This window comes from Burkholderia sp. USMB20, from assembly GCF_000949135.2.
Classification (GTDB): domain Bacteria; phylum Pseudomonadota; class Gammaproteobacteria; order Burkholderiales; family Burkholderiaceae; genus Burkholderia.
In genome coordinates this window covers 386,935-412,661 of the sequence record NZ_JTAN02000021.1, presented here as the reverse complement: position 1 = coordinate 412,661, position 25,727 = coordinate 386,935, and the positions used below count along the sequence as shown (strand labels likewise).

The 25,727-nt window shown below is 68.9% G+C and carries 20 protein-coding genes; 14 read left to right on the top strand and 6 right to left on the bottom strand.

Translation table 11 applies throughout. The annotated features are described in order from the left end of the window. Positions 1-74: 74 nt before the first annotated feature. The 8 genes from PL79_RS32235 (at position 75) to PL79_RS32200 (ending at position 7,926) form a co-directional block, all read left to right on the top strand. On the top strand, positions 75-371 hold the full coding sequence (locus tag PL79_RS32235) for a type II toxin-antitoxin system MqsR family toxin (protein WP_044844578.1): 297 nt from the start codon (positions 75-77) through the stop codon (positions 369-371). A 2-nt stretch (positions 372-373) separates the two neighbouring features. Then, positions 374-775, top strand: a complete 402-nt coding sequence (locus tag PL79_RS32230; RefSeq protein WP_044844637.1) for a type II toxin-antitoxin system MqsA family antitoxin — start codon at positions 374-376, stop codon at positions 773-775. A 308-nt stretch (positions 776-1,083) separates the two neighbouring features. Beyond that, positions 1,084-1,644, top strand: a complete 561-nt coding sequence (locus PL79_RS32225; RefSeq protein ID WP_044844579.1) for a GNAT family N-acetyltransferase — start codon at positions 1,084-1,086, stop codon at positions 1,642-1,644. A 62-nt stretch (positions 1,645-1,706) separates the two neighbouring features. After that, on the top strand, positions 1,707-2,648 hold the full coding sequence (locus PL79_RS32220; protein WP_044844580.1) for an ABC transporter substrate-binding protein: 942 nt from the start codon (positions 1,707-1,709) through the stop codon (positions 2,646-2,648). 39 nt (positions 2,649-2,687) lie between these two features. Next, a complete protein-coding gene (locus PL79_RS32215) occupies positions 2,688-3,746 on the top strand; it encodes an LLM class flavin-dependent oxidoreductase (protein WP_044844581.1) in 1,059 nt (352 codons plus the stop codon). Positions 3,747-3,753: 7 nt separating this feature from the next. Then, positions 3,754-5,112 (top strand): LLM class flavin-dependent oxidoreductase, encoded by a 1,359-nt coding sequence (locus PL79_RS32210; RefSeq protein ID WP_044844582.1) that lies wholly within the window; start codon positions 3,754-3,756, stop codon positions 5,110-5,112. Positions 5,113-5,171: 59 nt separating this feature from the next. Beyond that, positions 5,172-6,959 (top strand): amino acid ABC transporter permease/ATP-binding protein, encoded by a 1,788-nt coding sequence (locus tag PL79_RS37080; protein ID WP_082088488.1) that lies wholly within the window; start codon positions 5,172-5,174, stop codon positions 6,957-6,959. A gap of 34 nt (positions 6,960-6,993) precedes the next feature. Further along, positions 6,994-7,926: an ABC transporter substrate-binding protein gene (locus PL79_RS32200; protein WP_044844583.1), complete on the top strand. Its 933-nt coding sequence runs from the start codon at positions 6,994-6,996 to the stop codon at positions 7,924-7,926. Between the two features lie 143 nt (positions 7,927-8,069). On the opposite strand, the gene PL79_RS32195 is transcribed toward PL79_RS32200, so the two are convergent. Further along, on the bottom strand, positions 8,070-9,170 hold the full coding sequence (locus PL79_RS32195) for an LLM class flavin-dependent oxidoreductase (protein WP_044844584.1): 1,101 nt from the start codon (positions 9,168-9,170) through the stop codon (positions 8,070-8,072). A gap of 52 nt (positions 9,171-9,222) precedes the next feature. Next, the gene (locus tag PL79_RS32190) at positions 9,223-10,188 is read right to left on the bottom strand and encodes an ABC transporter substrate-binding protein (protein ID WP_044844585.1); all 966 of its coding nucleotides are present in this window, start codon (positions 10,186-10,188) and stop codon (positions 9,223-9,225) included. Positions 10,189-10,481: 293 nt separating this feature from the next. Here PL79_RS32190 and PL79_RS32185 point away from each other — a divergent pair, with 293 nt between their 5' ends. The 3 genes from PL79_RS32185 to PL79_RS32170 all read left to right on the top strand — a co-directional run bounded on the left by PL79_RS32185 (position 10,482) and on the right by PL79_RS32170 (position 13,757). Next, positions 10,482-11,399: an alpha/beta hydrolase family protein gene (locus tag PL79_RS32185; protein WP_044844586.1), complete on the top strand. Its 918-nt coding sequence runs from the start codon at positions 10,482-10,484 to the stop codon at positions 11,397-11,399. Then, positions 11,396-11,827 (top strand): MarR family winged helix-turn-helix transcriptional regulator, encoded by a 432-nt coding sequence (locus tag PL79_RS32180; protein WP_044844587.1) that lies wholly within the window; start codon positions 11,396-11,398, stop codon positions 11,825-11,827. Before PL79_RS32185 ends, PL79_RS32180 begins: the two co-directional genes overlap by 4 nt. A gap of 472 nt (positions 11,828-12,299) precedes the next feature. Beyond that, complete coding sequence (locus PL79_RS32170) at positions 12,300-13,757, top strand: sialidase family protein (RefSeq protein WP_044844588.1); 1,458 nt, start codon at positions 12,300-12,302, stop codon at positions 13,755-13,757. A 64-nt stretch (positions 13,758-13,821) separates the two neighbouring features. Here PL79_RS32170 and adhP read toward each other — a convergent pair whose 3' ends face one another. Continuing rightward, entirely contained in the window at positions 13,822-14,850 is a 1,029-nt protein-coding gene (gene adhP / locus PL79_RS32165) for an alcohol dehydrogenase AdhP (RefSeq protein WP_044844589.1), read from the bottom strand. Positions 14,851-15,264: 414 nt separating this feature from the next. Between adhP and PL79_RS32160 the strand changes: the two genes are divergently transcribed. Beyond that, a complete protein-coding gene (locus PL79_RS32160; RefSeq protein ID WP_235879364.1) occupies positions 15,265-17,343 on the top strand; it encodes a TonB-dependent receptor in 2,079 nt (692 codons plus the stop codon). Positions 17,344-17,814: 471 nt separating this feature from the next. Beyond that, the gene (gene otsA / locus PL79_RS32155; protein WP_044844592.1) at positions 17,815-19,221 is read left to right on the top strand and encodes an alpha,alpha-trehalose-phosphate synthase (UDP-forming); all 1,407 of its coding nucleotides are present in this window, start codon (positions 17,815-17,817) and stop codon (positions 19,219-19,221) included. 22 nt (positions 19,222-19,243) lie between these two features. On the opposite strand, the gene PL79_RS32150 is transcribed toward otsA, so the two are convergent. Further along, on the bottom strand, positions 19,244-19,711 hold the full coding sequence (locus tag PL79_RS32150) for an OsmC family protein (RefSeq protein WP_044844593.1): 468 nt from the start codon (positions 19,709-19,711) through the stop codon (positions 19,244-19,246). Positions 19,712-19,835: 124 nt separating this feature from the next. Further along, positions 19,836-21,803, bottom strand: a complete 1,968-nt coding sequence (ftsH, locus tag PL79_RS32145) for an ATP-dependent zinc metalloprotease FtsH (RefSeq protein WP_044844640.1) — start codon at positions 21,801-21,803, stop codon at positions 19,836-19,838. Positions 21,804-22,220: 417 nt separating this feature from the next. Between ftsH and PL79_RS32140 the strand changes: the two genes are divergently transcribed. Beyond that, positions 22,221-23,885 (top strand): acid phosphatase, encoded by a 1,665-nt coding sequence (locus PL79_RS32140; RefSeq protein WP_044844594.1) that lies wholly within the window; start codon positions 22,221-22,223, stop codon positions 23,883-23,885. 122 nt (positions 23,886-24,007) lie between these two features. Here PL79_RS32140 and PL79_RS32135 read toward each other — a convergent pair whose 3' ends face one another. Next, positions 24,008-25,504: an FAD-dependent oxidoreductase gene (locus PL79_RS32135; protein ID WP_044844595.1), complete on the bottom strand. Its 1,497-nt coding sequence runs from the start codon at positions 25,502-25,504 to the stop codon at positions 24,008-24,010. Positions 25,505-25,727: the final 223 nt, after the last annotated feature.

Sequence of the window (25,727 nt, the reverse complement as noted above, 5' to 3'; positions counted from 1 at the left end):
TGCCAAAGGTGGCGGACCGCACGCGTGCGCCATTAACCAACTTGACAAATTAACTCTTTTGGTTATGATCGCGGATGGAAAAGTACACGCCTCATTGCAAGCTGTCGCGGGTCAAGGCACTCGTCGGAACCGGCAACGTCCGGTTGACGACGAGTGCGGTGTTCGGGGCCCGCCGACTGGGTTTCACGGAAACGGAGGCGATCGGTGTCGTCATGTCGCTGGATACAGTCGATTTCTACAAGAGCATGACGACTTACGCCGACCACACGATCTGGCAGGACGTCTATCGGCGTTGCACCGTGAATGGCGACGTATATCTGAAACTGACCGTGATCGACGATGTGCTGATCGTGTCGTTCAAGGAGCGATGAAAATGAAGTGCCCTGCGTGCGGTGCCGCAAAACTGATCCGTGATACGCGAGACATCCCTTACACGTACAAGGGTCGCTCGACCGTCGTTCGCGATATCACCGGCGACTTCTGTCCGGCGTGCGGCGAGTCGGTGCTGGATATCGACGAGGCCACCCGGCTCGGTGAAGCGATCAGCGAGTTCAACAAGCAAGTGAATTCGACCATCGTCGACCCGAGGTTCATTGCGAAGGTGCGCAAGAAGCTGATGCTGGATCAACGCGAGGCGGCCGAGATATTCGGTGGCGGCGTCAATGCGTTCTCCCGCTACGAAACCGGCAAGACGAACCCTCCACTTGCCCTTGTGAAGCTGCTCAGGATTCTGGATCGTCATCCGGATCTGCTCGCCGAAGTGCGAGCCGCATAGTCGAGCGTCATTCGGCATCGCGCATGCGTGAGCACGAGCTGCAACGCATGCGCTGCTCATCCCCCACCCCACTCCCCCTGCAAGCCTTCTGACGCTCCCCGCGAAATCCTTATCGAAATTGCTTCGTTCGCCTTTGCCGGCCGCGCCGCTAACGTGTTCGAAACGGCGGCGGCACGCCGGATGCAGCGCAGGAAGCACCGCGGCCGCCGTCATCACGACAACCGCGTCGCGATAACGGAACAGACCGGCCGGGCGATGTGCCCCGCCCCCGCCAGGAACGTCCGCATCGCGCGCCTTTCGCGATGCCCATGGCCACGAACGACCGCATCATCGACACGACGCCGCTCGACGTCCGCGCCCAGCCGTTGATCGACGCGCTGATCGACGAATACGCGACGCGCTACGACGCGTACCGCCCCGACAGCCGCGCGTCCGCACGCGACGAACTCGCGCGCTACCCGGCCGAGCTGTTCGTGCCGCCCGAAGGCGCGTTCGTGCTGCTGCTGCGCGACGGCGAGACGATCGGCGGCGGCGCATTCAAGCGCTACGACGCGCAGACCGCCGAACTCAAACGCATCTGGACCCGCGCGGACCTGCGCCGCCAGGGGCTCGCGCGCCTGATCGTCGACGCGCTCGAACTGCGCGCCGCGCAGCAGGGCTATCGGCGCGTGTACCTGACCACCGGTTTTCGCCAGCCCGAAGCGTGGGCGCTGTACGACCGCACCGGCTATACGCGGCTGTTCGACTCGTCGATCGACCCCGAAGCGTATTTCCACCTGCGCTTCGGCAAGGATCTCGCCGATCCGTCGCGCACGTCGACGCTCGCCGACCTGTGGGCGCCGCTGCCCGAAGCGGTGCTGCCGCGCTGAACGCGTCGCGTCATCCGATTCCGCTCCCTCGCTCCCGACGACAACACAACAAGGACGCATCCATGCAACGAGCCGTACCCTTCACGCCGCGTGCGCTCCGCACGCTGGCCGCCGCGCTGATCGGCGTGACCGCGATCGCCGCGGCCGCCGCGACCTTCGACCTGAGCCCCGAGCAGCGCGGCCGCCCGCGCGGCACGGCCGATGCGGCCGTCGAGCGCGCGGTGCCAGCGTCGTTCAAGTTCGCCGAAGCCGGCACGCTGACCATCGGCGTCGCGCCGAGCCTGCCGCCGATCAGCACGTATGCGACCGACGCGCGCACGGTGATCGGCTTCGACGCGGACGTCGGCCAGCTGGTGTCCGACAGCCTCGGCCGCAAGCTGAAGATCGTCCCGCTCGCGTGGGCCGACTGGCCGCTCGCGCTCGAATCGGGGAAGGTCGACGCCGTGATCTCGAACGTCACCGTCACCGAGGAGCGCAAGCAGAAATTCGATTTCTCGACCTACCGCAAGGACCAGGTCGGCTTCTACGTGCGCAACGACAGCAAGATCCAGTCGATCCGCGAGCCGAAGGACGTCGCGGGGCTGCGCATCGTGACCGACGCCGGCACCAACCAGGAAAAGATCCTGCTCGCGTGGGACCGCGAGAACGTCGCGCACGGCCTGAAACCGGTGCAGGTGCAGTACTACGACGACCAGGCGATGCGGATCGTCGCCGTGCAGTCGGGCCGCGCCGATGCCGTGTTCAGCGTGAACTCGGTGCTCGCGTATCAGAGCGCGCAGCAGGGCAAGACACGGCTCGTCGGCGCGATCAGCGGCGGCTGGCCGCGCACGGCCGACATCGCGATCGCGACGCGCCGCGGCAGCGGGCTCGCCGATCCGCTGACGGTCGCGCTGAACGGGTTGATCAAGACCGGCCGCTATCAGCAGATCCTCGACCGCTGGAACCTCGCGTCCGAAGCGATCGACCAGTCGCGCACGAATCCGCCGGGTTTGCCGAAGAGCTGAGCGCCGCCCCTTCACGCCTTCGCAGGAACGCCGAACACCATGGCTTACTCGCTTTCATTGCTGGACAAGAGTCCGATCGCCGACGGCGCGACCGCCGCCGACGCGCTGCGCTTCTCGACGACCCTCGCGCAGCGCGCCGAACAGCTCGGTTACGAGCGCTTCTGGGTCGCCGAGCATCACGGCGCGCCCGGCTTCGCCAGCTCCGCGCCGGAGATCGTCGTCGCGCACCTGCTCGCGCACACGTCGCGCATTCGCATCGGTTCGGGCGGCGTGATGCTGCAGCACTACAGCCCGTTCAAGGTCGCCGAAACCTTCAAGCTGCTCGCCGCACTCGGGCCGGGCCGCGTCGATCTCGGCGTCGGCAAGGCGCCCGGCGGGCTGCCGCTGACCACGCGCGCGCTGCAGTGGTTTCACGACAAGGCGAAAAAGCCGGGCTTCGCGGGCCAGCTCGCCGAACTCGATGCGTTCCTCGGCTGGGGTGTCGCCGAAGATCATCCGCTCGCCGGCGCGGTCGCGATGCCGGTGCCGCCGCACGCGCCCGAACGCATCCTGCTCGGCGGCTCGCCCGACAGCGGTGCGCTCGCCGCCCGCCACGGCTGGCGCTTCTGCTATGCGGGGCACTTCAACGGCGACGACGCGAACCTCGAACGCTCGCTGGCCGCCTACCGCGACGCAGGCGGCACGCGAGCGCTCGTCGCGCTGTACGCGGTCGCCGCACCGACCCGCGACGAGGCAGAGCAACTGATCGGGCCGCTGAAGATCTTCAAGCTGCAGTTCGCCGGCGGCCAGAGCTTCAACCTGGCGAGCGCGCAGGCCGCGGCCGAATTCGCGCGGCAAAGCGGCGCGTCCGACTACCGGATCGACGAGTTGCGCCCGACCGTGCTGGCCGATACGCCCGAACGCATCCACCGCGCGCTCGACGCGCTGAGCCGGCGGCTGGACGTCGACGCGTTCGTGATCGACTCGCCGGTGACCGATTACGCGGCACGGCTCGCGTCGGCCGAATGGCTCGGCGGCGCGCAGTCGATCACCCGCGTGCAGGCGGCCCTCGCGGCCGACCGCTCCCTTCGCTCCCTTTCCCCCGACCAGAACGCGTGACGCGCCCATGACGACCCGACGATCGATTCCCTTCGGCCTGATGCTGCAAGGCGCAGGCAGCCACATGAACGCATGGCGGCACCCGAGCAACCCGCCGGACGCGAGCATCAACCTCGACTTCGCGATCGGCATCGCGCGCAAGGCGGAAGCCGCCGGCATCGCGTTCGCGTTCGTCGCGGACGGCCTCTACATCAACGAGAAGTCGATCCCGCACTTCCTGAACCGCTTCGAGCCGCTCACCGTGCTGTCGGCGCTCGCGGTCGCGACGAAGAAGATCGGCCTCGCGGGCACGATCTCGACGTCGTACAGCGAGCCGTTCACGGTCGCGCGCCAGCTCGCGTCGCTCGACACGATCAGCGGCGGTCGCGCGGGCTGGAACGTCGTGACGACGCCGCTCGAAGGCACCGCGAAGAATTTCGGCAAGGCGCATCCCGATCACGAGTTGCGCTACGAGATCGCCGACGAATACCTCGAGGTCGTGCAGGGTCTGTGGGATAGCTGGGACGACGACGCGTTCGTGCGCGATCGCGCGACCGGTCGCTTCTTCGATCGCGACAAGCTCCACACGCTCGATCACCACGGCCGCTTCTTCCAGGTTGCCGGCCCGCTGAACATCCAGCGCTCGCCGCAGGGGCAGCCGGTGATCTTCCAGGCCGGCTCGTCCGACACCGGCATCGGGCTCGCGGGCAAGTACGCGGACGCCGTGTTCACGCACTCGCCGTCGCTCGACGAAACGGCCGCGTTCACGCGGCGCGTGAAGCAAAGCGCGGTCGAGCACGGGCGGCAGCCCGGCGACGTGAAGATCTTCCCGGGCATCGGGCCGATCGTCGGCCGCACGGCCGCCGAGGCGGAAGACAAATACCAGGCGATCCGCGACCTGCTGACGATCGACGAAGCGCTCGCGTATCTCGGCCGCTATTTCGACCACCACGATTTCACGCAGTACGCGCTCGATGCGCCGTTCCCGGAACTCGGCGACATCGGCCGCAACAGCTTCCGCTCGACCACCGACCGGATCAAGGCCGACGCGAAGCGCAAGCACCTCACGCTGCGCGAGACTGCGCTCGCCGTCGCGACGCCGCGCCCGAACTTCATCGGCACGGCCGAGCACGTCGCCGACGCGCTGATCCGCTGGCACGACGCCGGTGCCGGCGACGGCTTCATCCTCGGCTTCCCGGTACAGGCGCAGGGCGTCGACGACTTCATCGACCTCGTGATTCCGGCACTCGAGGCGCGCGGCCGCTACAGCCGCGACCTGCCGGGCAGCACGCTGCGCGACCATCTCGGCCTGCCGCGCAAGGCGAGCCGCCATGCGGCGCCCGGCGCGGTGCAGCAACAGGACGACGCGGCCGAAGCGCACGCATGACGCCGACGCGCCGCCTCGCGCGGCGCTTCCGGCCAACTCGATCGAGGACCCTCACCGACATGAGCGACACGACCCATCTCGGCGGCGCAGTGCCGCCGCTCTCCCCCTCCCGCGCCCGCGACGCCGGCACGCACCTGCGGATCGTGCCGGCCCGGCACCGGTCGCGCACCGTCGGCACCGTGCTCGCGCTCGTGCTGATCGCACTCGTGCTGTATTCGATCCTCGGCAACCCGCAATGGGGCTGGCCGGTGTTCGCGGAGTGGTTCCTGTCGCCGCCGGTGCTGTCCGGGCTCGCGCGCACGCTGGTGCTGACGCTGCTCGGCGCGGTGTTCGGCTTCGCGCTCGGCGGGTTCGTCGCGCTGGCCCGGCTGTCGCGCTCGCGCGTGCTCGCGGCGAGCGCATGGACCTTCGTGTGGCTGTTCCGGTCGATTCCGCTGATCGTGCTGCTGCTGATCCTCAACAATCTCGGCTACCTGTACGAACACGTGCGGCTCGGCGTGCCGTTCACCGACATCGTATGGTTCGACACGCCGACCACCGAGCTGATCAGCCCGTTCCTCGCGGCCGTGCTCGGCCTCTCGCTGAACCACGCGGCGTTTTCCGCGGAAGTGATTCGCGGCGGCATACTCGCGGTCGACCAGGGGCAGCTCGAAGCGGCCGCCGCACTCGGCCTGCCGCGCGGCCGCCAGACCACGCGGATCGTGTTGCCGCAGGCGATGCGCGCGATCCTGCCGACCGCGTTCAACGACCTGATCTCGCTCGCGAAAGGCACGTCGATGGTCTACGTGCTCGCGATGCCCGAGCTGTTCTACACGGTGCAGGTGATCTATCGCCGCAATCTCGAAGTGATTCCGCTGCTGATGGTCGCGACCGTCTGGTACCTGATCATCCTGACCGTGCTGTCCGCGATCCAGGTGCAGGTCGAGCGCCACTATGCGCGCGGCGCGCTGCGCAACCCGCCGCCGTCGGCGCTGACGTTCGTGCTGGCGCGCGTCAGTGCGCTGTGGCGGCATGCGGCGGCGCGCAACGCAACGGCAACCGGCGCGGCGGCTCACGATGACGCCGCGGCCGCTCCGGTGCCGCGCACCGGCGGCGAAGTCGCCGTGCACAACGTATCGAAGCAGTTCGGCATGCAGCGCGTACTCGACAACGTGTCGTTCGTCGCACCGCGCGGCAGCGTGACGGTGATCGTCGGGCCGTCCGGTTCGGGCAAGTCGACGCTGCTGCGCACCATCAACCATCTCGAGCGTGTCGACGACGGCTTCATCGACATCGACGGCGAGCTGATCGGCTATCGGCGCGACGGCGACGTGCTGCACGAGCTGAAGGAGCGCGACGTGCTGAAGCGCCGCACGGCGGTCGGCATGGTGTTCCAGAACTTCAACCTGTTTCCGCACCTGACGGTGCTCGAGAACCTGATCGAGGCGCCGGTCGCCGTCGGCGGCGCCACGCGCGAGGCCGCCGAACGCACCGCGCGCACGCTGCTCGCGCGCGTCGGCCTCGCCGATAAAGCCGATGCGTACCCGCGCCAGCTGTCCGGCGGCCAGCAGCAGCGTGTCGCAATCGCGCGCGCGCTCGCATTGCGCCCGAAGGTGCTGCTGTTCGACGAGCCGACGTCGGCGCTCGATCCCGAACTGGTCAACGAAGTGCTCGACGTGATCAAGGAGCTCGCACGCTCGGGCACCACGCTCGTGATCGTCACGCACGAGATCGGCTTCGCGCGCGAAGTCGCGGACAACGTGCTGTTCATGGAGCGCGGCCGCATCGTCGAGTCGGGGCCGCCCGCCGTCGTGCTCGACGCGCCGGCCCATCCGCGCACGCGCGCGTTCCTGTCGCGGGTGCTCTAATGCATGCCGCTCACGACCTGCGAGGCAACCGACGATGATCGACCGACGCCAGTTCATCACCGCCACGCTGGCGGCCGCCGCCGGCCTCCGGTGGCACGCGGCCGAGGCCGCCGCCGCGACGGCGGACCTCGATCCGCGCCAGGCCGGCCGGATCCGCGCATCGCGCGACGATGCGGCGATTCGCGCGGCAAGCAACTACCGCTGGGTACGCGACGGGGCCTTCACGGTCGCGATCTCGCCGCACGCGCCACCGGTATCGACCTATGCGACCGACGCACGCACCGTGGTCGGTGCCGATCCCGACTATGCGCAGCTCGTCGCCGACGCGCTCGGCCGCACGCTGGTGCTGGTGCCGATCGCATGGGCCGACTGGCCGCTCGGGCTCACGTCGGGCAAGTACGACGCGGTGATCTCGAACGTCGGCGTGACCGAGAAGCGCAAGGAGAAATACGACTTCACGACCTACCGGCTCGGGCTGCACGGCTTCTACGTGCGCACCGCGAGCCCGATCGCGAAGATCGCCGAACCGAAGGACGTCGCCGGCCTGCGCGTCATCACGGGCGCGGGGACGAGCCAGGAGCGCATCCTGCTCGAATGGAGCCGGCGCAACGTCGCGCAAGGGCTGAAGCCGACCGAACTGCTCTATTTCGACGACGATGCGGCGGCACGCGTCGCGCTGCTGTCGGGCCGCGCCGATGCCGAGCTGAATCCGAACGCGTCGCTCGCGTACGAAGCCGCGCGCGACGGCAAGATCCGGCGGGTCGGCGTCGTCAACGCGGGCTGGCCCGCGAATGCGGACGTCGCGATCGCGACGCGCCGCGGCAGCGGGCTCGCGCCGGCGCTGACGCTCGCGACGAACGCGCTGATTGGCAACGGCCGCTACGGGCAGGCGCTGGCGCGCTGGGGGTTGCAGAGCGAGGCGGTCGCGCGCGCGGAGACGAATCCGCCGGGATTGCCGTCGTTTTGATTCGATGTGCCGATGTGTCGCTGTGCCGACGCGTCGTTGCGTCGGCACAGCGAACTGCGCATCGGTCGCGCAGCAAATGAAATCGCCCCGGCATCCCGTAAAGAAGAGGCCGGGGCGAATCGACGTGGGCGGGCCGTCGTTTCCTACGCCGTCAGCGCCGCGCGATCGCGATGGTGGTCGAGTTCCGCGATGTGCGCGTGGATCGCAGGAATCAGCTTGCGTCCGTAATCCAGCGCATCGTCGAGCGGATCGAAACCGCGAATCAGGAACGTCGATACGCCGAGCTTGTAATACGCACCGAGCGCACGTGCGACCTGTTCCGGCGTGCCGACGAGCGCGGTCGAATTCCAGCGCGCGCCGGTCAGGTTCGCGACGCCCATCCACAACCGCTCGTCGAGCACGTCGCCCTGTGCGGCCGCGGCCATCAGGCGTTGCGAGCCGGCGTTCTGCGGCGCATGGCCGTCGATCGGCTGGCCGTTCGCGAGCCGCGCCGCGCGCACGCGCGCGCGGATCGCCTCGGCCTTCTCCCACGCGGCGGCTTCGGTGTCCGCGACGATCGGCCGGAACGACACGCTGATGCGCGGCGCGCGTCCGAACGGCGCCGCAGCGGCCCGCACGCGCGCGATCTGCTCGCGCACGGCCGCGAGCGGCTCGCCCCACGTCATATAGACATCCGCGTGCTGCCCGGCCACGGCCAGCGCGGCCGGCGACGAACCGCCGAAATAGATCGGCACGTGCGGCTGCTGCGCGCTTTTCACGACCGGCGACGCACCATGCAGCCGATAGAACTCGCCGTCGTGATCGACCGGCGTGTCGGCCAGCCAGATGCGTTTCAGCACGTCGAGATATTCGCCGGTGCGGCGGTAGCGCGCGTCGTGCGGCAAGAAATCGCCGTCGCGCTGAAGATCGGCATCGTCGCCGCCCGACACGACGTTCAATGCGAGCCGGCCGCCGCTGAACACGTCGAGCGTCGCGATCTGCCGCGCGGCGGCCGATGGCACGATCACGCCCGGCCGGTGCGCGAGCAGGATGCGAATATGTTCGGTCGCGGCGGCCGCGAACGATGCGACGATGAAGCCGTCCGCCGCGTTGCTGAAATGGCCGACCAGGATCTGGTCGAAGCCGGCGGCTTCGTGCGCCTGCGCGAAGCGCCGCACGTAGTCGGGCTGGACGGCGGCCCCGCCCGGTACGTCGACCTCCGCGCCGGGCGTCGCGGTGATCATGCCGATGATGTCGACGGGCATGTCGATGGTCCTTCTTGTCGTCGATCGGAAATGGCTGCGTGCTGCGGCACGCTCACTGCGCGGCGGCCGTCTTCTGCGCGGGCGCCGCGAACGCGCCCGCATACGAGCGGTCGAGCAGCTTCGCCGTGTCGTACGCGACCGGAATCACGCCGGCCTTGTGCAGGAAGTCGGCGGTGTTCTGCGCATCCTTCGCGGCCGTGTCGTCGACCGGGCCCACGCGCTGGTGCGCGTTGTTGAGCCAGCGGTACGCGACGTCCGGCTCCAGCTTCGCGCGCTTCGCCCACAGGTCCGCGTACTCGCGCGGATGACTGTCGACCCACTGGCGCGCCGCCACCACGCGCTTCAGGAAATCGGTGATCTCCGCGCGCCTGGCGGTGGCCGCCTGCTCGTTCGCGGCGACGAAGCTGAGCGCGGGCATCAGGCCCTGCGCGGTCGTCACGGGACGGGCGCCCTGCCGCAGCGCGAGCGTGCTGACGAAGGGCTCCCACAGCGACACGGCGTCGACCGAGCCGTTCGCGAGCGCGTTGGTCGCATCGATCGGCATCAGGTACGCGTACTTGACGGAATCCGCGCGCAGGCCATCGTGTTCGAGCGCGCGCAGCACGAGCTGCTGGCTCCACGCGCCGCGCCAGACCGCAATCGTCTTGCCCTGCAGGTCGGCGACGGTGCGCACCGGCGAGTTCTTCGGCACGAGGATCGCGACGCCGTCGAGGCTCTGCCGCGACACCGCGACGACTTTCACCGGCGCGCCGCGCGCGGCCAGCGTGAGCAGCGCGGAATCGCCGAGGAAGCCGACGTCGATCGCATTGCCGTTCAGGCTTTCGGCGACGGGCGCGGCGGCCTGGAAGTGCTTCCACTCGATCGTGTAAGGCAGGTCCTTCAACACGCCGGACGCCTCCATCGATGCCTGGATGTTGAAGTAGTTCTGTTCACCGACGCGCAGCGTGACGGTGTCTTTCGCGATGCCCGGCTGCGCGGCGAGCGCGAGCAGCAGCGCCGTGACGATTCGGCTCAACAACGTGATCTCCCCGGAGGTTGGCGGGCGGCCGCGCGACGGCGTCGCCCCTGGGTCCGCCTGGCGCGACGGCTGGCGGACGGGATGGAACTGGTGAAGATACGGCGATCCGCGTCATGAGACAAACGCAATATTCTGCTATGCAAATATTTTATGGAGTGATCGCCGCGCAGCGACCCCGCTCACCGGGCTTCGCGGGACGCCGTTCGAATGATCCCTCGACAGATATTTCGCACGCGAAATACATGGCGAACTATATTTCGCATACGAAATACCCACCCGGAACGAGGACGGCCATGACGTCAGAACCCATCGAGTTTTCCGCCGCCGACGGCTACACGCTGCGCGGCACGCTGTGGTCACCGGACGCGCCGCCGCGTGCGCTGGTCTTGATCCATCCGGCCACCGCCGTGCCGGAGCGGCTCTACGCGGGCTTCGCGCGCTTCCTTACCGAACGCGGCTTCGCGGCGCTCACCTACAACTATCGCGGCATCGGCGCGTCGCGGCCCGCGCGGCTGAGCGCGCTGCAGGCCCGCATGCGCGACTGGGTCGAGCTCGACGTCGGCGCCGCGATCGCGTGGGCGCGCGCTACGCACGACGGGCTGCCGCTGCTGGCGGTCGGGCATAGCGTCGGCGGCCATGCGATCGGGCTGTCGGCCGGCACCGCGCACCTGCGCGCGGCCGTGCTCGTCGCCGCGCACGCGGGCAGCACGCGGCTGATCGCCCGCGCGGCCGAGCGGCTGAAGGTGCGGCTGATCCTGCGCGTGCTCGGCCCGCTCGCGTCCGCGCTGCTCGGCTACGTGCCCGGCAAGCGGCTCGGCCTCGGCGAGGACCTCCCGGCCGGCGTGTTCCGCGAATGGAGCCGCTGGACCACGCTGCCGCGCTACTTCTTCGACGATCCGACGCTCGGCGCGGCCGAGCGCTTCTCGAAGCAGCAACTGCCGATCCTCGTGCTCGGCTTCGACGACGATCCGTGGGCGAACCCGCCCGCGATCGACCTGCTGGTAAGCTACCTGACCCGGGCGGCCGTCGAACGCCGCCAGATCGATCCGCACGCCGCGGGCAGCGGGCCGGTCGGACACATGGGCTTCTTCCGCAGCCGGCCGGGCACGGTGCTGTGGCCCGCGGTCGCCGACTGGCTCGCGCAGGCGCTCGACGCGCCGCGCGATGCGGGTCGCCCGTCCCTTTCCATTGCAGCCGGGAACCGAGCTTGAGCGAAGACCGACGACTGTTTTTCCTGTTGACCATCGGCCAGCGGCGCGTGCAGCGCTGGGTCGACCGCAAGGCCGAGACCGATGCGCGCGCGAGTGCCGCGCAGGCCGGCGTGCTGTTCTGCCTCGCGAGGCGGGACGGCGCGCTGATCGGCGAAGTCGGTGCGGCGCTGCAACTGGCGCCGTCCGCGATGACGGGGCTCGCCGACCGGATGGCGAAGGCCGGCCTGCTCGCGCGTCACGCCGATTCGGACGACGGGCGCGCAACGCGACTGTTCCTGACCGACGAAGGACACGCGGCGCTCAAGCGCGCGCGCGTGGCGCTGCGCGAGCTGAACGGCAAGCTGTGCGACGGCTTTTCCGACGCCGAACTCGACGTCGTCGCGCGCTGGCTGCACGCATTGCAGGACCGCTTTCCGGCCGAGCGCTGAACCGTGCCGGCGGCGCGCCGCATCGGCACGAACCAGCGTAATCGATAGCGATTTCGATTCGTGCTTTCGATTCGCGCTTTCAATTCGGTTTCCGAACTTTCAGGCGGCAAATTTTGCGTTCCGGCGGCATTGCTTCGGCAACGCTTTCCGGCTACGTACTGTTACAAAAAATTGCCTGCCGCGCCGCATATCGATCGCCTACATTGCAATCCACTTCGACGCATTCGTCGTCTGCACGGCCTGGCCTTCCCGTTGCGTCCGCAACCCTGGACGCACCCGACAAGCAATGAAAACGAAGAGGTGTCTTGACCGACGTGCTGGCGGCATCCAGCACACGCGGATTGCGATGAGCGCGGCGGCTTCCTGAACGACACGATCCGACGCATGGCACGGCATTCATTGCCGCGCGTACCGGTGCGCGTCGTGCCGCCGTGCCGCGCCATCGCCGCCGCACGTCAACGAGGAGCAGTCCATGCGACGCACGATCGTGTCCCACTCGCTTGTCCCCAGCCTCACCCGCCTGTCCGCCGCGATGGCCGTGGCGATGGCCGCCGCGGCCGCGCATGCCGATCCCGTGGTCGTGTCCGGCCCGAGCCCGTTCGCCGCCTGCACCATCGGCGGCCCCGGCACGAACTACGTGAACGCCGAGGTCGAACCGTGGCTGTCGGTCAACCCGGCGAACCCGACCAACATGATCGGCGTGTGGCAGCAGGACCGCTGGTCGAACGGCGGCGCCCACGGGCTCGTCGCGGGCTATACGTTCGACGGCGGCGCGACCTGGGCGCGCACGCCGCAGCCGTTCAGCGCCTGCGCGCCGGGCGGGCTCAAGTACGAGCGCGCGTCCGATCCGTGGGTGTCGTTCGGGCCGGACGGCACCGCGTATTCGGTATCGATCTCGTTCAACCAGTCGAACAACAGCAACGCGGTCGCGGCCTCGGTGTCGACCGACGGCGGACAGACATGGAGCAGCCCGGCCGTGCTGATCGCGAACGACGTACCGACGACGCAATTCTTCAATGACAAGGAATCGGTGACGGCGAACCCGGTGAAGGCCGGCACGGCCTACGCGGTGTGGGACCGCCTCGAACTGCCGAACGGCAACCCGTACGCGAACCTGCACACGCAGGCATACCGCGGGCCGACGTTCTTTTCGAAGACGGTCGACGGCGGCAAGACGTGGAGCCGTGCGAAGGTGATCGTCAACGTGCCGTCGCGCCAGCAGACGATCGGCAACCAGATCGTCGTCGATCCGAAGACCGGCACGCTCTACGACTTCTTCGACCTGATCCAGCCGCCGTTCAACAAGGCGGCCGGCAAGGTCGCGTTCGTCAAATCGACCGACGACGGCGCGACCTGGACGAAACCGCAGGTGATCGCGGGGCTGCAGACGGTCGGCGTGACCGATCCGAACACCGGCGAACCGGTACGCACCGGCGACATCATTCCGGAACCCGCGATCGATCCGGCGTCGGGGCAGCTCTACGTCGTGTGGCAGGACAGCCGCTTCAACGGCGGCAACTACGACGAGATCGCGCTGTCGACGTCGAAGGACGGCGGCGCGAGCTGGAGCGCGCCGCTGCAAGTGAACACGCCGACCGGGCGTCCCGCGTTCAATCCCTCGGTGCGCGTCGACAATGCCGGCGCGGTGATGGTCACCCACTATGATTTCCGCGACCTGCTGGCCGGCAATACGACGACGCTGCCGACCGGGTTCTGGCGCAAGATCTCGCATGACGGCGGCACCACGTTCGCGGACGAGCGGCGCGTCGGCGGCCCGTTCGACATGAAGCTCGCGCCGAATGCGGAAGGCTTCTTCATCGGCGATTACCAGGGGCTCGACGTGCTGCCGTCGTCGTCGTTCCATCCGTTCTTCGTCCAGACCAACGCAGGCAACCTGACGAACCGCACCGACGTGTTCTTCGCGCCGTGATGCGCGGGTGAGCATAGCGCTGCCGCAATGTCCATTGCGTCGCGGCAGCGCTCCCGAATGCGCGTCAATGCATGTCGGTCAGCACGATGCGACCATCGACTTTCCCTTCGCGCAGCCGCGCGAATATGTCGTTGATGTTGCCGAGCCGGTCGCGATGGATATGCGCGCGCACCAGCCCGTCCGCCGCGAAATCGAGCGATTCCTGCAGGTCGCGCCGCGTGCCGACGATCGAGCCGCGCACCGTGATGCCGTTCAGCACCGTCGAGAAGATCGGCAGCGGGAAATCGCCGGGCGGCAAGCCGTTGAGCGCCACCGTGCCGCCGCGCCGCACCATCCCGAGCGCCTGCGCGAACGCGCTGCGCGACACGGCCGTCACCAGCACGCCATGCGCGCCGCCGATCTCCTTCTGGATCACCTTCGCCGGATCGTCGGCCGTCGCGTCGATCGTCAGCTCGGCGCCCAGTTCGCGCGCGAGTGCGAGTTTGGCGGGAGACACGTCGATCGCCGCGACGTGCAGGCCCATCGCGCGCGCGTACTGCACGGCCACGTGGCCGAGCCCGCCGATGCCCGAAATCGCGAGCCACTGGCCCGGGCGCGTGTCGGTGACGCGGATGCCCTTGTAGACGGTCACGCCCGCGCACAGGATCGGCGCGATCTCGTCGAACGCGACCTGCGCCGGCAGATGGCCGACGTAGTCGGGATCGGCCAGCACGTATTCCGCATAGCTGCCGTTGACCGAATAGCCGGTGTTCTGCTGCCCGTGGCAAAGGGTTTCCCAGCCGGTGTGGCAGTACTCGCAGTGACCGCATGCCGTATAGAGCCAGGGCACGCCGACGCGGTCGCCCTCGCGCACGTGCGTGACGCCCGCCCCGACCGCCGCGACGACGCCCACGCCTTCGTGGCCGGGAATGAACGGCAGCGTCGGCTTCACGGGCCAGTCGCCGTCGGCTGCGTGCAGGTCGGTATGGCAGACGCCCGACGCCTTGATGTTGACGAGGATCTGGCCCGGGCCCGGCGTCGGGACCGGCACCTCCTCGATGCGCAACGGTTCGCCGAACGCGTGGACCACGGCCGCCTTCATGGTTTGAGTCATGCGTCGCTCCTGTCTGGTCGATGACCGGGCCAGTATCCGGGCTCGAAACCGGAACGACTTGATGCGTATCAACGGAGCGGGAAACGCACGCGACGGTGACGGATTCATCGCGAGACCTATTGCGTGGGCCACCGGTGCCGGCGGCGCGGGTTTGACGGCCCGGCTCTGCTTTCGCCGCCGTTTCCGCAGCTTGTCGGAAACCCTGCGGCATGCCGCCGTTTCGCTTGGAATTTGAAATGATATAACATATCATTTCGCGACCTCGTCCACCTGAAACTCGCTCATCCGGGTGGCCGGGCTACGCCGAGTCCAATCCAACCGGGTCACTGCGCGCCGAAAATGCAACAATATATCGTATCCAGTCTTGACCCGCATGGCTCGCTTTCCGATCCGATACCAACCGATTCACCGACCATGCGCGACCTCCCTCGTCTACCGCTTCGCCCGCTCTCGCCCGTTTCGCTGATGCTGTTCGCCGCCGTCGCGCACGCGCAGGCCGAGACGCCCGCCCCGTCTTCGCCGCCACAGACCACACCGCTCGCGCCGATCTTCGTGACCGCGAACCCGCTCGGCGACACCGAGCTGATCGCGCCGACCGCGCAACTGTCCGGCGATGCGCTGACGCGCCGCCAGGCCGATTCGCTCGGCGAAACGCTCAACGGCCTGCCCGGCGTGTCGACCACCACCTACGGGCCGATGGTCGGCCGCCCGATCATTCGCGGGATGGACGGCGACCGGATCCGGCTGCTGCAGAACGGCGTCGCCGCCTACGACGCGTCGTCGCTGTCGTACGACCACGCGGTGCCGCAGGATCCGCTGTCGATCGAGCGCGTCGAGATCGTGCGCGGTCCGGCCGCGCTGCTGTACGGCGGCAACGCGGTCGGCGGCGTCGTCAACACGATCGACAACCGGATTCCGCGCGAAGCGATCGAAGGCGTGACGGGCGCGCTCGACGCGCGCTACGGCGGCGCGAACTCGGTGCGCGCGGGCGCGGCGCAGGTCGAAGGCGGCAACGGCCGCTTCGCGTTCCATGTCGACGCGTTCGACCGTGAAACAAGCAAGCTGCGGATTCCCGGCTACGCACGCAGCAGCCAGCAACGCGCGATCGACGATCCCGATACGCCGCAACCGTACGGCAACGTGCCGAACAGCGACGGCCGCGTGCATGGCGGCGCGCTCGGCGCGTCGTACACGTGGGCCGACGGTTTCGCGGGCCTGTCGTACAGCGGCTACGAGTCGAACTACGGCTCCGTCGCCGAGGACGACGTGCGCCTGCGGATGCGCCAGGAACGGCTCGCGTTCGCGTCCGAGATACGCAACCTGAGCGGCCCGTTCACGAAGCTGAAGTTCGACTTCGCGTACACCGACTATCGCCACAAGGAAGTCGACAACGGCGAAACCGCCACCACCTTCCGCAACCGCGGCTACGAGGCGCGCATCGAGGCGCGGCATCGCAGGATCGGCCCGTTCGAAGGCGCGATCGGCGTGCAGTTCGGCCAGAACACGTTCTCGGCGCTCGGCGACGAAACGCTCGTGCCGTCGACGCGCACGAACAGCGTCGCGCTGTTCGGTCTCGAGGAATGGCAGGTCGTCCCGGCGCTGAAGCTGAGCGTCGGCGGGCGCTTCGAGCACGTGAAGGTCGATCCCGATCCGGCCGGCGTAGAGAAATTCGCGCTCGCGCAGCCGCGCGACTTCAATGCCGGCAGCGTCTCGGCCGGCGCGCTGTTCTCGCTGACGCCCGTGTGGTCGGTCGCGGCGAACGTCGCCTACACGGAGCGCGCGCCGACCTTCTACGAGCTGTACTCGAACGGCCCGCACGATGCGACCGGCCAGTTCCTGATCGGCAACCCGAACGCGTCGAAGGAAAAGGCCGTGTCGACCGACCTGTCGCTGCGCTACGCGAGCGGCCCGAACCGCGGCAGCGTCGGCGTGTTCTACAACCGCTTCTCGAACTACCTGACCGAGTACAACACGGGCCGCGTCGTGAACGGCGACGGCGAGCCGGTCGCGCCCGGCGCCGGTGATACGCTCAACGAAGCAATCTATCGCGGCGTGCGCGCCGAGTTCTATGGCGTCGAACTCGACGGCAAATGGCGCGCGTTCTCGCGGCGCGGCCATACGGTCGACCTGGAACTGACCGCCGACTACACGCATGCGCGCAACGTCGACATCGGCCAGCCGCTGCCGCGCATCGCGCCGCTGCGCGTGACGCTCGCGGCCGACTACGGCTACGGCCCGTTCGGCGCACGCGCGCAGGTCACGCACGCGTGGTCCCAGCATCGTGTGCCCGACAACGACTTTCCGACGGACGGCTACACGTCGCTCGGCGTGATGCTGACGTACAAGTTCCGTGTCGGCGCGACGCACTGGCTCGCGTACCTGCGCGGCGACAACCTGACGAACCAGGAGATCCGCTATGCGACCTCGGTCGTGCGCGGCTTCGCGCCGGAAGGCGGCCGCAGCGTGATGGCCGGCCTGCGCACGACGTTCTGATCGCGGGCCGGTGCGTTCGCGCCACGCGTCCCGCGCGTCGCCAACGCCCGCCATGATCGATCGGCGCAGCCAGCCTGCGTCGATCGAAACCGTCGCGAACGACCGCGCCGGCGTGACCGAACACGATCGAATCGGCCTCGCCTTCGCTCTCCCTTCTCCGGCCCTCCACCTTCCGCTGCGCACACGGCCGCTGCGGGGCCGTGCAATTTCCGGTCCTGCCGGTCGAACGCGCGGAACGCCGCGCATCGCACTGCATCGCACCGACAGGCAGGATCATTGATCCCGGTCATGCACTTTTAAATCAGCCGAATGACGAGTATCCTAAAAAAAGCACTCCACGTTCGAACGGCGAATCGCGCGCCCTGATTCCCGTCCGTTCGTATCGCGGCCCCATCGCGCCACGCGTCGATGGCGGCGTCCGCCTCACGCCCTGGCCGCACGAACCTTCCCCAACCATTCGCAGGAGAGCTGGTGAGCCGACTCGTCGTCGTATCCAATCGTATTGCAGATCCCCGTAAGGCCGCGGCAGGCGGGCTTGCCGTGGCCGTGAAAGACAGCCTGCAGGAATCGGGCGGCGTCTGGTTCGGGTGGAGCGGCAGGCTGCGCGGCGACGGCGACCATCCCGCGCACGGCGAAGACGTGCAGATCCAGAACGTCGGCGGCATCCAGCTCGCGACGATCGATCTCGATCCGCAGGATTACGACGCGTACTACCTCGGCTACTCGAACAACGTGCTGTGGCCGGTGTTCCACTACCGCCTCGATCTCGCACAGTTCGACCGCCGCTTCGCGGACGGATACCGGCGCGTGAACCAGCTGTTCGCGCGCAAGCTGAGCACGCTGCTGCGCCCCGACGATATCGTCTGGGTCCACGACTACCAGCTGATTCCGCTCGCCGCCGAGCTGCGCGCGACGGGCTGCACGAACCCGATCGGTTTCTTCCTGCACATTCCGATGCCGCCGCCGCCGATCATGGCCGCGATCCCGGAGCACGAGTGGCTGATGCGCTCGCTGTTCGCCTACGATCTCGTCGGCTTCCAGACCGAATCGGACCTGCTTCACTTCGAGCACTACGTCGAGGCGGAAGCCGGCGCCGCGCGGCTGCCGGACGGCCGCCTGCGCGCGTTCGGCCGCACGTTGTCGGCCGGTGCATTCCCGATCGGCATCAACGTCGACGAGTTCACGGCGCTCGCGGAGAATCGCGACGGCATCGACATGTTCGAGCGGATGCGCGACGAGTATTCGCGCCGCCAGCTGCTAGTCGGCGTCGACCGGCTCGACTATACGAAGGGGCTGCCGCAGCGCGTGCACGCGTTCCGTCAGCTGCTCGAACAGTATCCGGAGAACCGCGACCGCGCGACGCTGATCCAGATCGCCGCGCCGAGCCGCGAGGATCTCGGCGCGTACGACGACCTGCGGCGCGAGATGGACAGCCTGTGCGGCGCGATCAACGGCGATTACGGCGAACTCGAGTGGATGCCGATGCGCTACATCCACCGCACGGTCGCGCGCAAGCGCTTGCCGGGCCTCTACCGCGCGAGCCGTGTCGCGCTCGTCACGCCGCTGCGCGACGGGATGAACCTGGTCGCGAAGGAGTTTCTCGCCGCGCAGGACGAGGCCGACCCGGGCGTGCTCGTGCTGTCGCGTTTCGCGGGCGCGGCCGAGCAGCTGAAGCCTGCGCTGCTCGTCAATCCGTACGACACGCAGGGCACCGCGCAGGCGATCCAGCGCGCGCTCACGATGCCGCTCGACGAACGCCGCCAGCGTCACGACGCGCTGATGGCGATCGTGCGCAAGACCGACGTGCACTGGTGGCGTACGCGCTTTCTCGAGGCGCTCGCCGAGGCGGCGGAAGTCGCCGCCGCGACCGTGTCCTGACGCGCCGGGTCCTGCCGCTCGCTTACACGCCGGTCGTCTCGCGGTCGAGCACCGCACCGTTCACGTCCTGCACCGCCACCGCGATCGGAATGCCTTCGCGCATGCTCTCGGTCACCACGCAATACGCATCGAACCGGTCGAGCATGCGCGTCGCCGCCGCGAGATCGGCCCATGCCTTGCCGACCGACAGCGTCACGGCCATCGCGCCGACGCGCACCCTGCCCGCATCGTTCTGCACCATGTCGACGTCGATATGCGCGGTGACCGGCTGCGGATCGACGCGCTGTTTCTCGAGCGCGAACAGCAGGCTCGCCGCGAGGCAGCTCGCGACCGCCGCGGCCAGCAGCCGGACCGGGTTCGGGCCGCGGCCGGCACCGAGCGGCGGCGGCTCGTCGGTGAGCACCGGCGAAAGCTCGGTGCCGGCAAACGTGACTTCGAAACTGAAACGCGCATGCTGCGCGACATCCACCGATACGTGTGCCTCGCTCATGGCGACTCCGTGACTCGAAAAAGGGAAAGAGAACGCCGGCGCGACGCCGTGCCGGCAAGTGCGAATTGCAGCGAAGGCGCGGCGCGATCATGGCCGCCCGCCGTCTGCGTGAGCGGTCCGCGCTTCAGCGTTCGGGTTCGCGCGGCGGCCCGTATGCGACGAAATCGCGTTCGATCGCCGACGCTTGCTCCGGCGCGTTGGCGCTCGTGCATGGCCCGCGATCGGTCAGGGAAGATTCGGCGACCGGCGCCTCGCGCCCGTCGATCAGCGCCTGCAACGCGTCGCGTTCGAGCACCTCGCGCTCGAGCAGCCGTCGCGCGATCCGTTCGAGCGCATCGCGGCGTTCGCCGAGCGTTGCCGCGACGCGCGCATGCGCGTCGGTCAACAGCGTATGCACCTCGTCGTCGATCATCCGTGCAGTGTGCTCGCTGCAGCGGCCCTCGCCCGCATGCCATGCGCCCGGGATGCCGGTGCGCGTTTCGCCGTCGTCGACGCTGACGAGCCCGATCTTCTCGCTCATCCCGTACTGCATGACCATGTGGCGCGCCATCGCGGTCGCGCGTTCGAGATCGTTCTGCGCGCCCGTCGACACGTCGCCGAACACGAGTTCTTCCGCGACGCGCCCGCCGAGCAGTGCATCGATCCGATCGAGCAGCTCGCTGCGGCGCAGGACGTAGCGATCCTCCGTCGGCACCTGTTGCGTGTAGCCGAGCGCGGCCACGCCGCGCGGAATGATCGACACCTTCTTCACCGGATCGCAATGCGCGCGGCTTTCCGCGACGAGCGCATGGCCGGCCTCGTGATAGGCGATCGTCAGCTTCTCCTGCGCGTTCATCACGCGGCTCTTGCGCTCGAGGCCCGTCAGCGCGCGGTCGATCGCCTCGTCGAAGTCGTCCATCCCGATCGCCGGCTTGCCGAGTTCCGCCGCATGCAGCGCGGCCTCGTTGACGACGTTCGCGAGATCGGCGCCGACGAAGCCCGGCGTGCGCGACGCGAGTTCGCCGAGATCGACCTCGGCCGCGAGCTTCACGCGCTTCACGTGCACGCCGAGAATCTGGCGGCGGCCGTTCACGTCGGGCCGGTCGATCGCGATGTGACGGTCGAAGCGGCCCGGGCGCAGCAGCGCTGGATCGAGAATCTCCGGCCGGTTGGTCGCGGCCATGATGATCACGCCGGAGCCGGCCTGGAAGCCGTCCATTTCGACGAGCAGCTGGTTGAGCGTCTGCTCGCGCTCGTCGTTGCCCGACATCGGACCGACGCCGCGCACCTTGCCGAGCGCGTCGAGCTCGTCGACGAACACGATGCACGGCGCCTTCTGCTGCGCCTGCTCGAACAGGTCGCGCACGCGCGCCGCGCCAACACCGACGAACATCTCGACGAACGCCGAGCCGCTGATCGAGAAGAACGGCACGGCCGCCTCGCCGGCCACCGCGCGCGCGAGCAGCGTCTTGCCGGTGCCGGGCGCGCCGACGACGAGCACACCCTTCGGGATCTTGCCGCCGAGCCGCTGGTAGCGATCGGGGTTGCGCAGGAACGCGACGAGCTGCTGCAGCTCGGCCTTCGCTTCGTCGATGCCCGCGATGTCGTCGAACGTGATGCCGGTTTCCTGCTGCACGTACACGCGTGCGCGGCTCTTGCCCATCCCGGTGAAATCCTGCAGCCCGCCACGCTTGCGCAGCATCAGGTTCCAGATGAACACGAACGCGACGAGCGGCACCAGCCACGACGCGAGCGATGCGATCCAGCCGGTGTCGGACGCGCCGTGAAACCGGATGCCGGCGGCGGTCAGCGTGTCGATCAACTGCGGGTCGGTCACGCGGTTGGTGCTGAAGCGCGGCGGCGTGCCGTCCGACTTCACGGCCGCGACTTCGGACGCCGGCAGCAGCGTGCCGGCCTGCGGCATCGTCAGCGTGCCCGTGATCGTCGCCGGTCCGATCTCGAGATCGTCGACGAGCCGCGCGGCGACGAGCCGGTGGAAGTCGCTGTACGCGATCAGCGTCGACGCCGGACGCAGCATCAGCAACTGCGCGGCGAACAGCACGAAGAAGCCCGCCGCGATCAGCAATCCTGCGTAATCGAATTTCCTGTCCATGGCATCGGGCCGGCCGCGCGCGTCGACGCGCGCGCTTACGCGTGCACGCGCGCCCGGTCGGCGCGCGGCATCGCCGGCCACGCGCAAACGGAATGGATCCGCGCCATCGTCGCCTCGTTTCGTCGCATGAATGACACCGCGACGGCGCCGCCGGGCGCCGTTCGCGCGGGCAACGCGCCGCAACGCGCCGCCCGTGATTCAAGTCTAGTTCGCGCGCGGACGTCGCGCATTGTCCGACGAACGCCTTTCATCGACGCCGCCGGCCGCGTTATAGTCGCGTTCGTGACATTTTAGTGACAGTCGGCGTCGCCCGCGCCCGGGCGCGACGCCGGCCGTTGCGTCCCGCCGCGCGTCGCGGCAGGCTGTGCGACGCTGCCGCGCATCGAACGACAACCGCCCATCCGAGGAGCACACGACGTGAACGACACCCCCGATCGCCCCGACGACCTTCCCGCCGATCCCGACCGCCGCCGCATGCTCGGCGGCCTCGCCGCGCTCAGCGCGGGCGTCGCGCTCGGCGGCTGCGAGACCACGCCGGGCAGCGCGCCGCGCTCGGCCGCCGACCTGCGGCTCGACGACGCGCTGCGCCGGCAGGTGCGCCACATCGTCGTGATCTATGCGGAGAACCGCAGCTTCGCGAACCTGTACGGCGATTTCCCGGGCGTGCAATATCCGCTGAGCGAGGTGAAACCCGAGCACGCGCGGCAGCTCGATCGCGACGGCAAGACGCCGCTGCCGGTGCTGCCGAAGATCTGGGGCGGGCTCGTGCCGCAGGCGCAGGAAGTCGGCGGCCAGCGCTACGCGATCGCCGAGCGCGACATCGACAAGCTGCCGAACGCGCCGTTCCGGATCGCAGACGCGCAGGGCAAGCCGCTGCCGAACGGCGTGATCACGCGCGACCTGTGGCACCGCTTCTACCAGAACCAGATGCAGATCGCCGCGGGCCGCAACGACCAGTTCGCCGCGTGGGCCGATTCCGGCGGCCTCGTGATGGGCCATTACCGCAATTCCGCCGACACGCTGCGGCTGTGGAACCTCGCACGGCAATACACGCTGTGCGACAACTTCTTCATGGCGGCCTTCGGCGGTTCGTGGCTGAACCACATGTTCCTGATTTCCGCGCAGCCGCCGATGTATCCGGATGCGCACAAGCATCCGCATGCGGCGAAGCTGCTGTCGAAGGTCGACGGCGACGATCCGGCCGGCACGCGCCTGACGCTCGCCGCCGATTCGCCCGCGTCCGCGCTCGACGGCCCGCCGAAGTTCGCGGTCGACGGCCCGCTGACGCCCGATGGCTACGGCGTCAACACGATGGCGCCGCCGTATCAGCCGAGCTACGTGCCGCCGGCCGATCCGGGCAACGCCGCGTATGCGGATCCGTCCGATCATCGCGTGATCCCGCCGCAAGGCCATGCAACGATCGGCGACCGCCTGTCGGAGAAGAACGTCGACTGGGCGTGGTACAGCGGCGCGTGGCAGTACGCGCTCGAGCACCGCGACACCGGCATGGTGCCGGATTTCCAGTACCACCATCAGCCGTTCAACTACTTCGTGAACTACGCGCCGGGCACCGACGCGCGCCGCAAGCACCTGCGCGATGCGGGCCTCGGCGACGAGCCGTCGACCAATCATTTCATCGCCGACATCGACGCGGGCCGCCTGCCCGCCGTCGCGTTCTACAAGCCGCAGGGCAACCTGAACATGCACGCGGGTTATGCGGACGTCGAATCCGGCGATCGTCACATCGCGCACGTGATCGAACGCATCCGGCGCGGCCCGCAGTGGGCGAACACGGTGATCGTGATGACGCACGACGAGAACGGCGGCTGGTGGGATCACGTCGCGCCGCCGGTCGGCGATCGCTGGGGCCCCGGCTCGCGGATTCCGGCGCTCGTGATCTCGCCGTTCGCGAAGAAGGGTTACGTCGACCACACGATGTACTACACGAACTCGATCCTGCGCTTCATCAGCCGCGTGCACGGGCTCGCGCCGCTCGACGGCGTCGCCGCGCGCGACAAGGCGTTCGCGTCGCGCGGTGCGACGCCGCCGGGCGATCTGACGAACGCGCTCGATCTCGGCTGACGAACGACTGACGCCTCGCCGAAACGACGACGCCCCGGTGCAACGCGGTTGCCCGGGGCGTCGTGTTTTGCCGTGTGCGTTCTGCGATCCGCGATCCGCGATCCTGCTCCGCGCAGGCGACGCTACGCGACGCCGTGCAACGCGTCGCTCGCCGCACTTGCGGCATGACGACCTGCCTGCCGGCCGAAGAACGTCGCATCGGCCAGCGACAGCCCCGAGCTGTAGCCTGCCCCCCAGCGCGGCAGCCCGCAGGTCGTGCGGCCGGCCGCATAGAGGCCCGCCACCGGCGTGCGCGCCGCGTCGAGCACCTGCCCGGTCGGCAGCGTATCGAGCCCGCCCAGCGTGAAATGCGGGTAGAACGCGTAATCGATCCGGCAGTCGAGCGCGACGAACGGCGGCTCGATCAGCGGCTGCAACCATTTCTTCGCCTTGTGGAACAGCGGATCGACGCCTTTGGCCGCGTGACGGTTGTAGACGTCGACGGTCGCCGTCAGCGTGCCGGCCGGCATCTGCAGGTCGCGCTCGACTTCGTCCCAGGTCTCGCCGGCCGCCGCGATGCCGATCCGCGCAATGTCCGGCGGCTCCTGGTAGGTCGCCTGGTCGACCAGCAGGTAGATCCGGTCGTCGGCCTGGTGGAACGCGTGGTGGCCCGTGCGGCCGTGATAGCCGTCCTCGTTGATGAACCGCTGCCCGCGTGCGTTCACGAAGATCCCGCGGATCAGCGATTCTGGCGCGTAGAACGGCAGGCTGACGAAACCCTGATCCATGTGGATCGCGGCGCCGCCCGCGCTCTGGCCGAGCAGGATGCCCGAGCCGTCGTCGCCGGGGCTGCCGATCGGTTCGACCGAGCGCAGGAACTGCGGCGCATGCCGGCGCACCATATCGCGGTTCATCGCGAAGCCGCCCGCGCACAGGATCACCGCGCGACGCGCCCGCACGAACGCCGTCTCGCCGTACGCGCGCAGCACGACGCCGCGCACCGCGCCGGCATCGTCGACGATCAGCGCCTGTGCGCGCGTGTCGTAGCGCGTCGACACGCCGAGCGCCTGGACGCGCTCGGCCAGCACGCGCATCAGCATCTGCCCGCCGCCCCAGCCCGGCCATTGCGGCGTGTGGCCGCGCGGACACGGCTTCGCGCTCTCGCTGAACGGCCAGGCCTCCTCGCTGCCCGACCAGATCAGGCAGTCGTCGGTTTCCGGCTCGACGATCCGCTCGGCAATGAACGTGTTCTTGTACGTGACGCCCTGCGCGACCAGCCAGTCGTGATGCGCGAGGCTCTCGTTCGCATAGAGGCGCACCTTCGCCTCGTCGGCATCGCGGCCGCCCGCGAGCATCAGGTAGCGGTACAGGTCCTCGGTGTCGTCGCTGAAGCCGGCCTGCCGCTGCGCGGGCGTGCCGCCGCTGCCGCCGAGGTAGATTTCGCCGCCGGACAGCGCGCTCGTGCCGCCGTAGCTCGACGCGCGCTCGACGATCAGCGTGTCGGCGCCGGCGCTCGCGGCTTCGATCGCCGCGCACGCGCCGGCCGCGCCGAAGCCGACGATCACGACGTCGTGTTCGGCGTCCCAGCGATGGACGTCGCGGACGTTCAGGGGGCGAGTGAGGGAGTATTCGGATGACATGGAGGCAAGGGTCTGCGTGAAGGGATTCGGTGAAAGGCGGTGGTCGGGGCGCTGCGCGGCCGGCCCGGCAGGCCGGCGCGACGTCGATGCGAGCGATCGCAGGCACGCGAACGCCGCGTCGTCGACGGGGAAATCGAGCGGCAGCGGCGAGCCAAGCCGGGGGCATGCACACGCCGGACGAACTGCCGCGAGCGCGCCGCGCCTCGACACTGCGCTGCGCGAA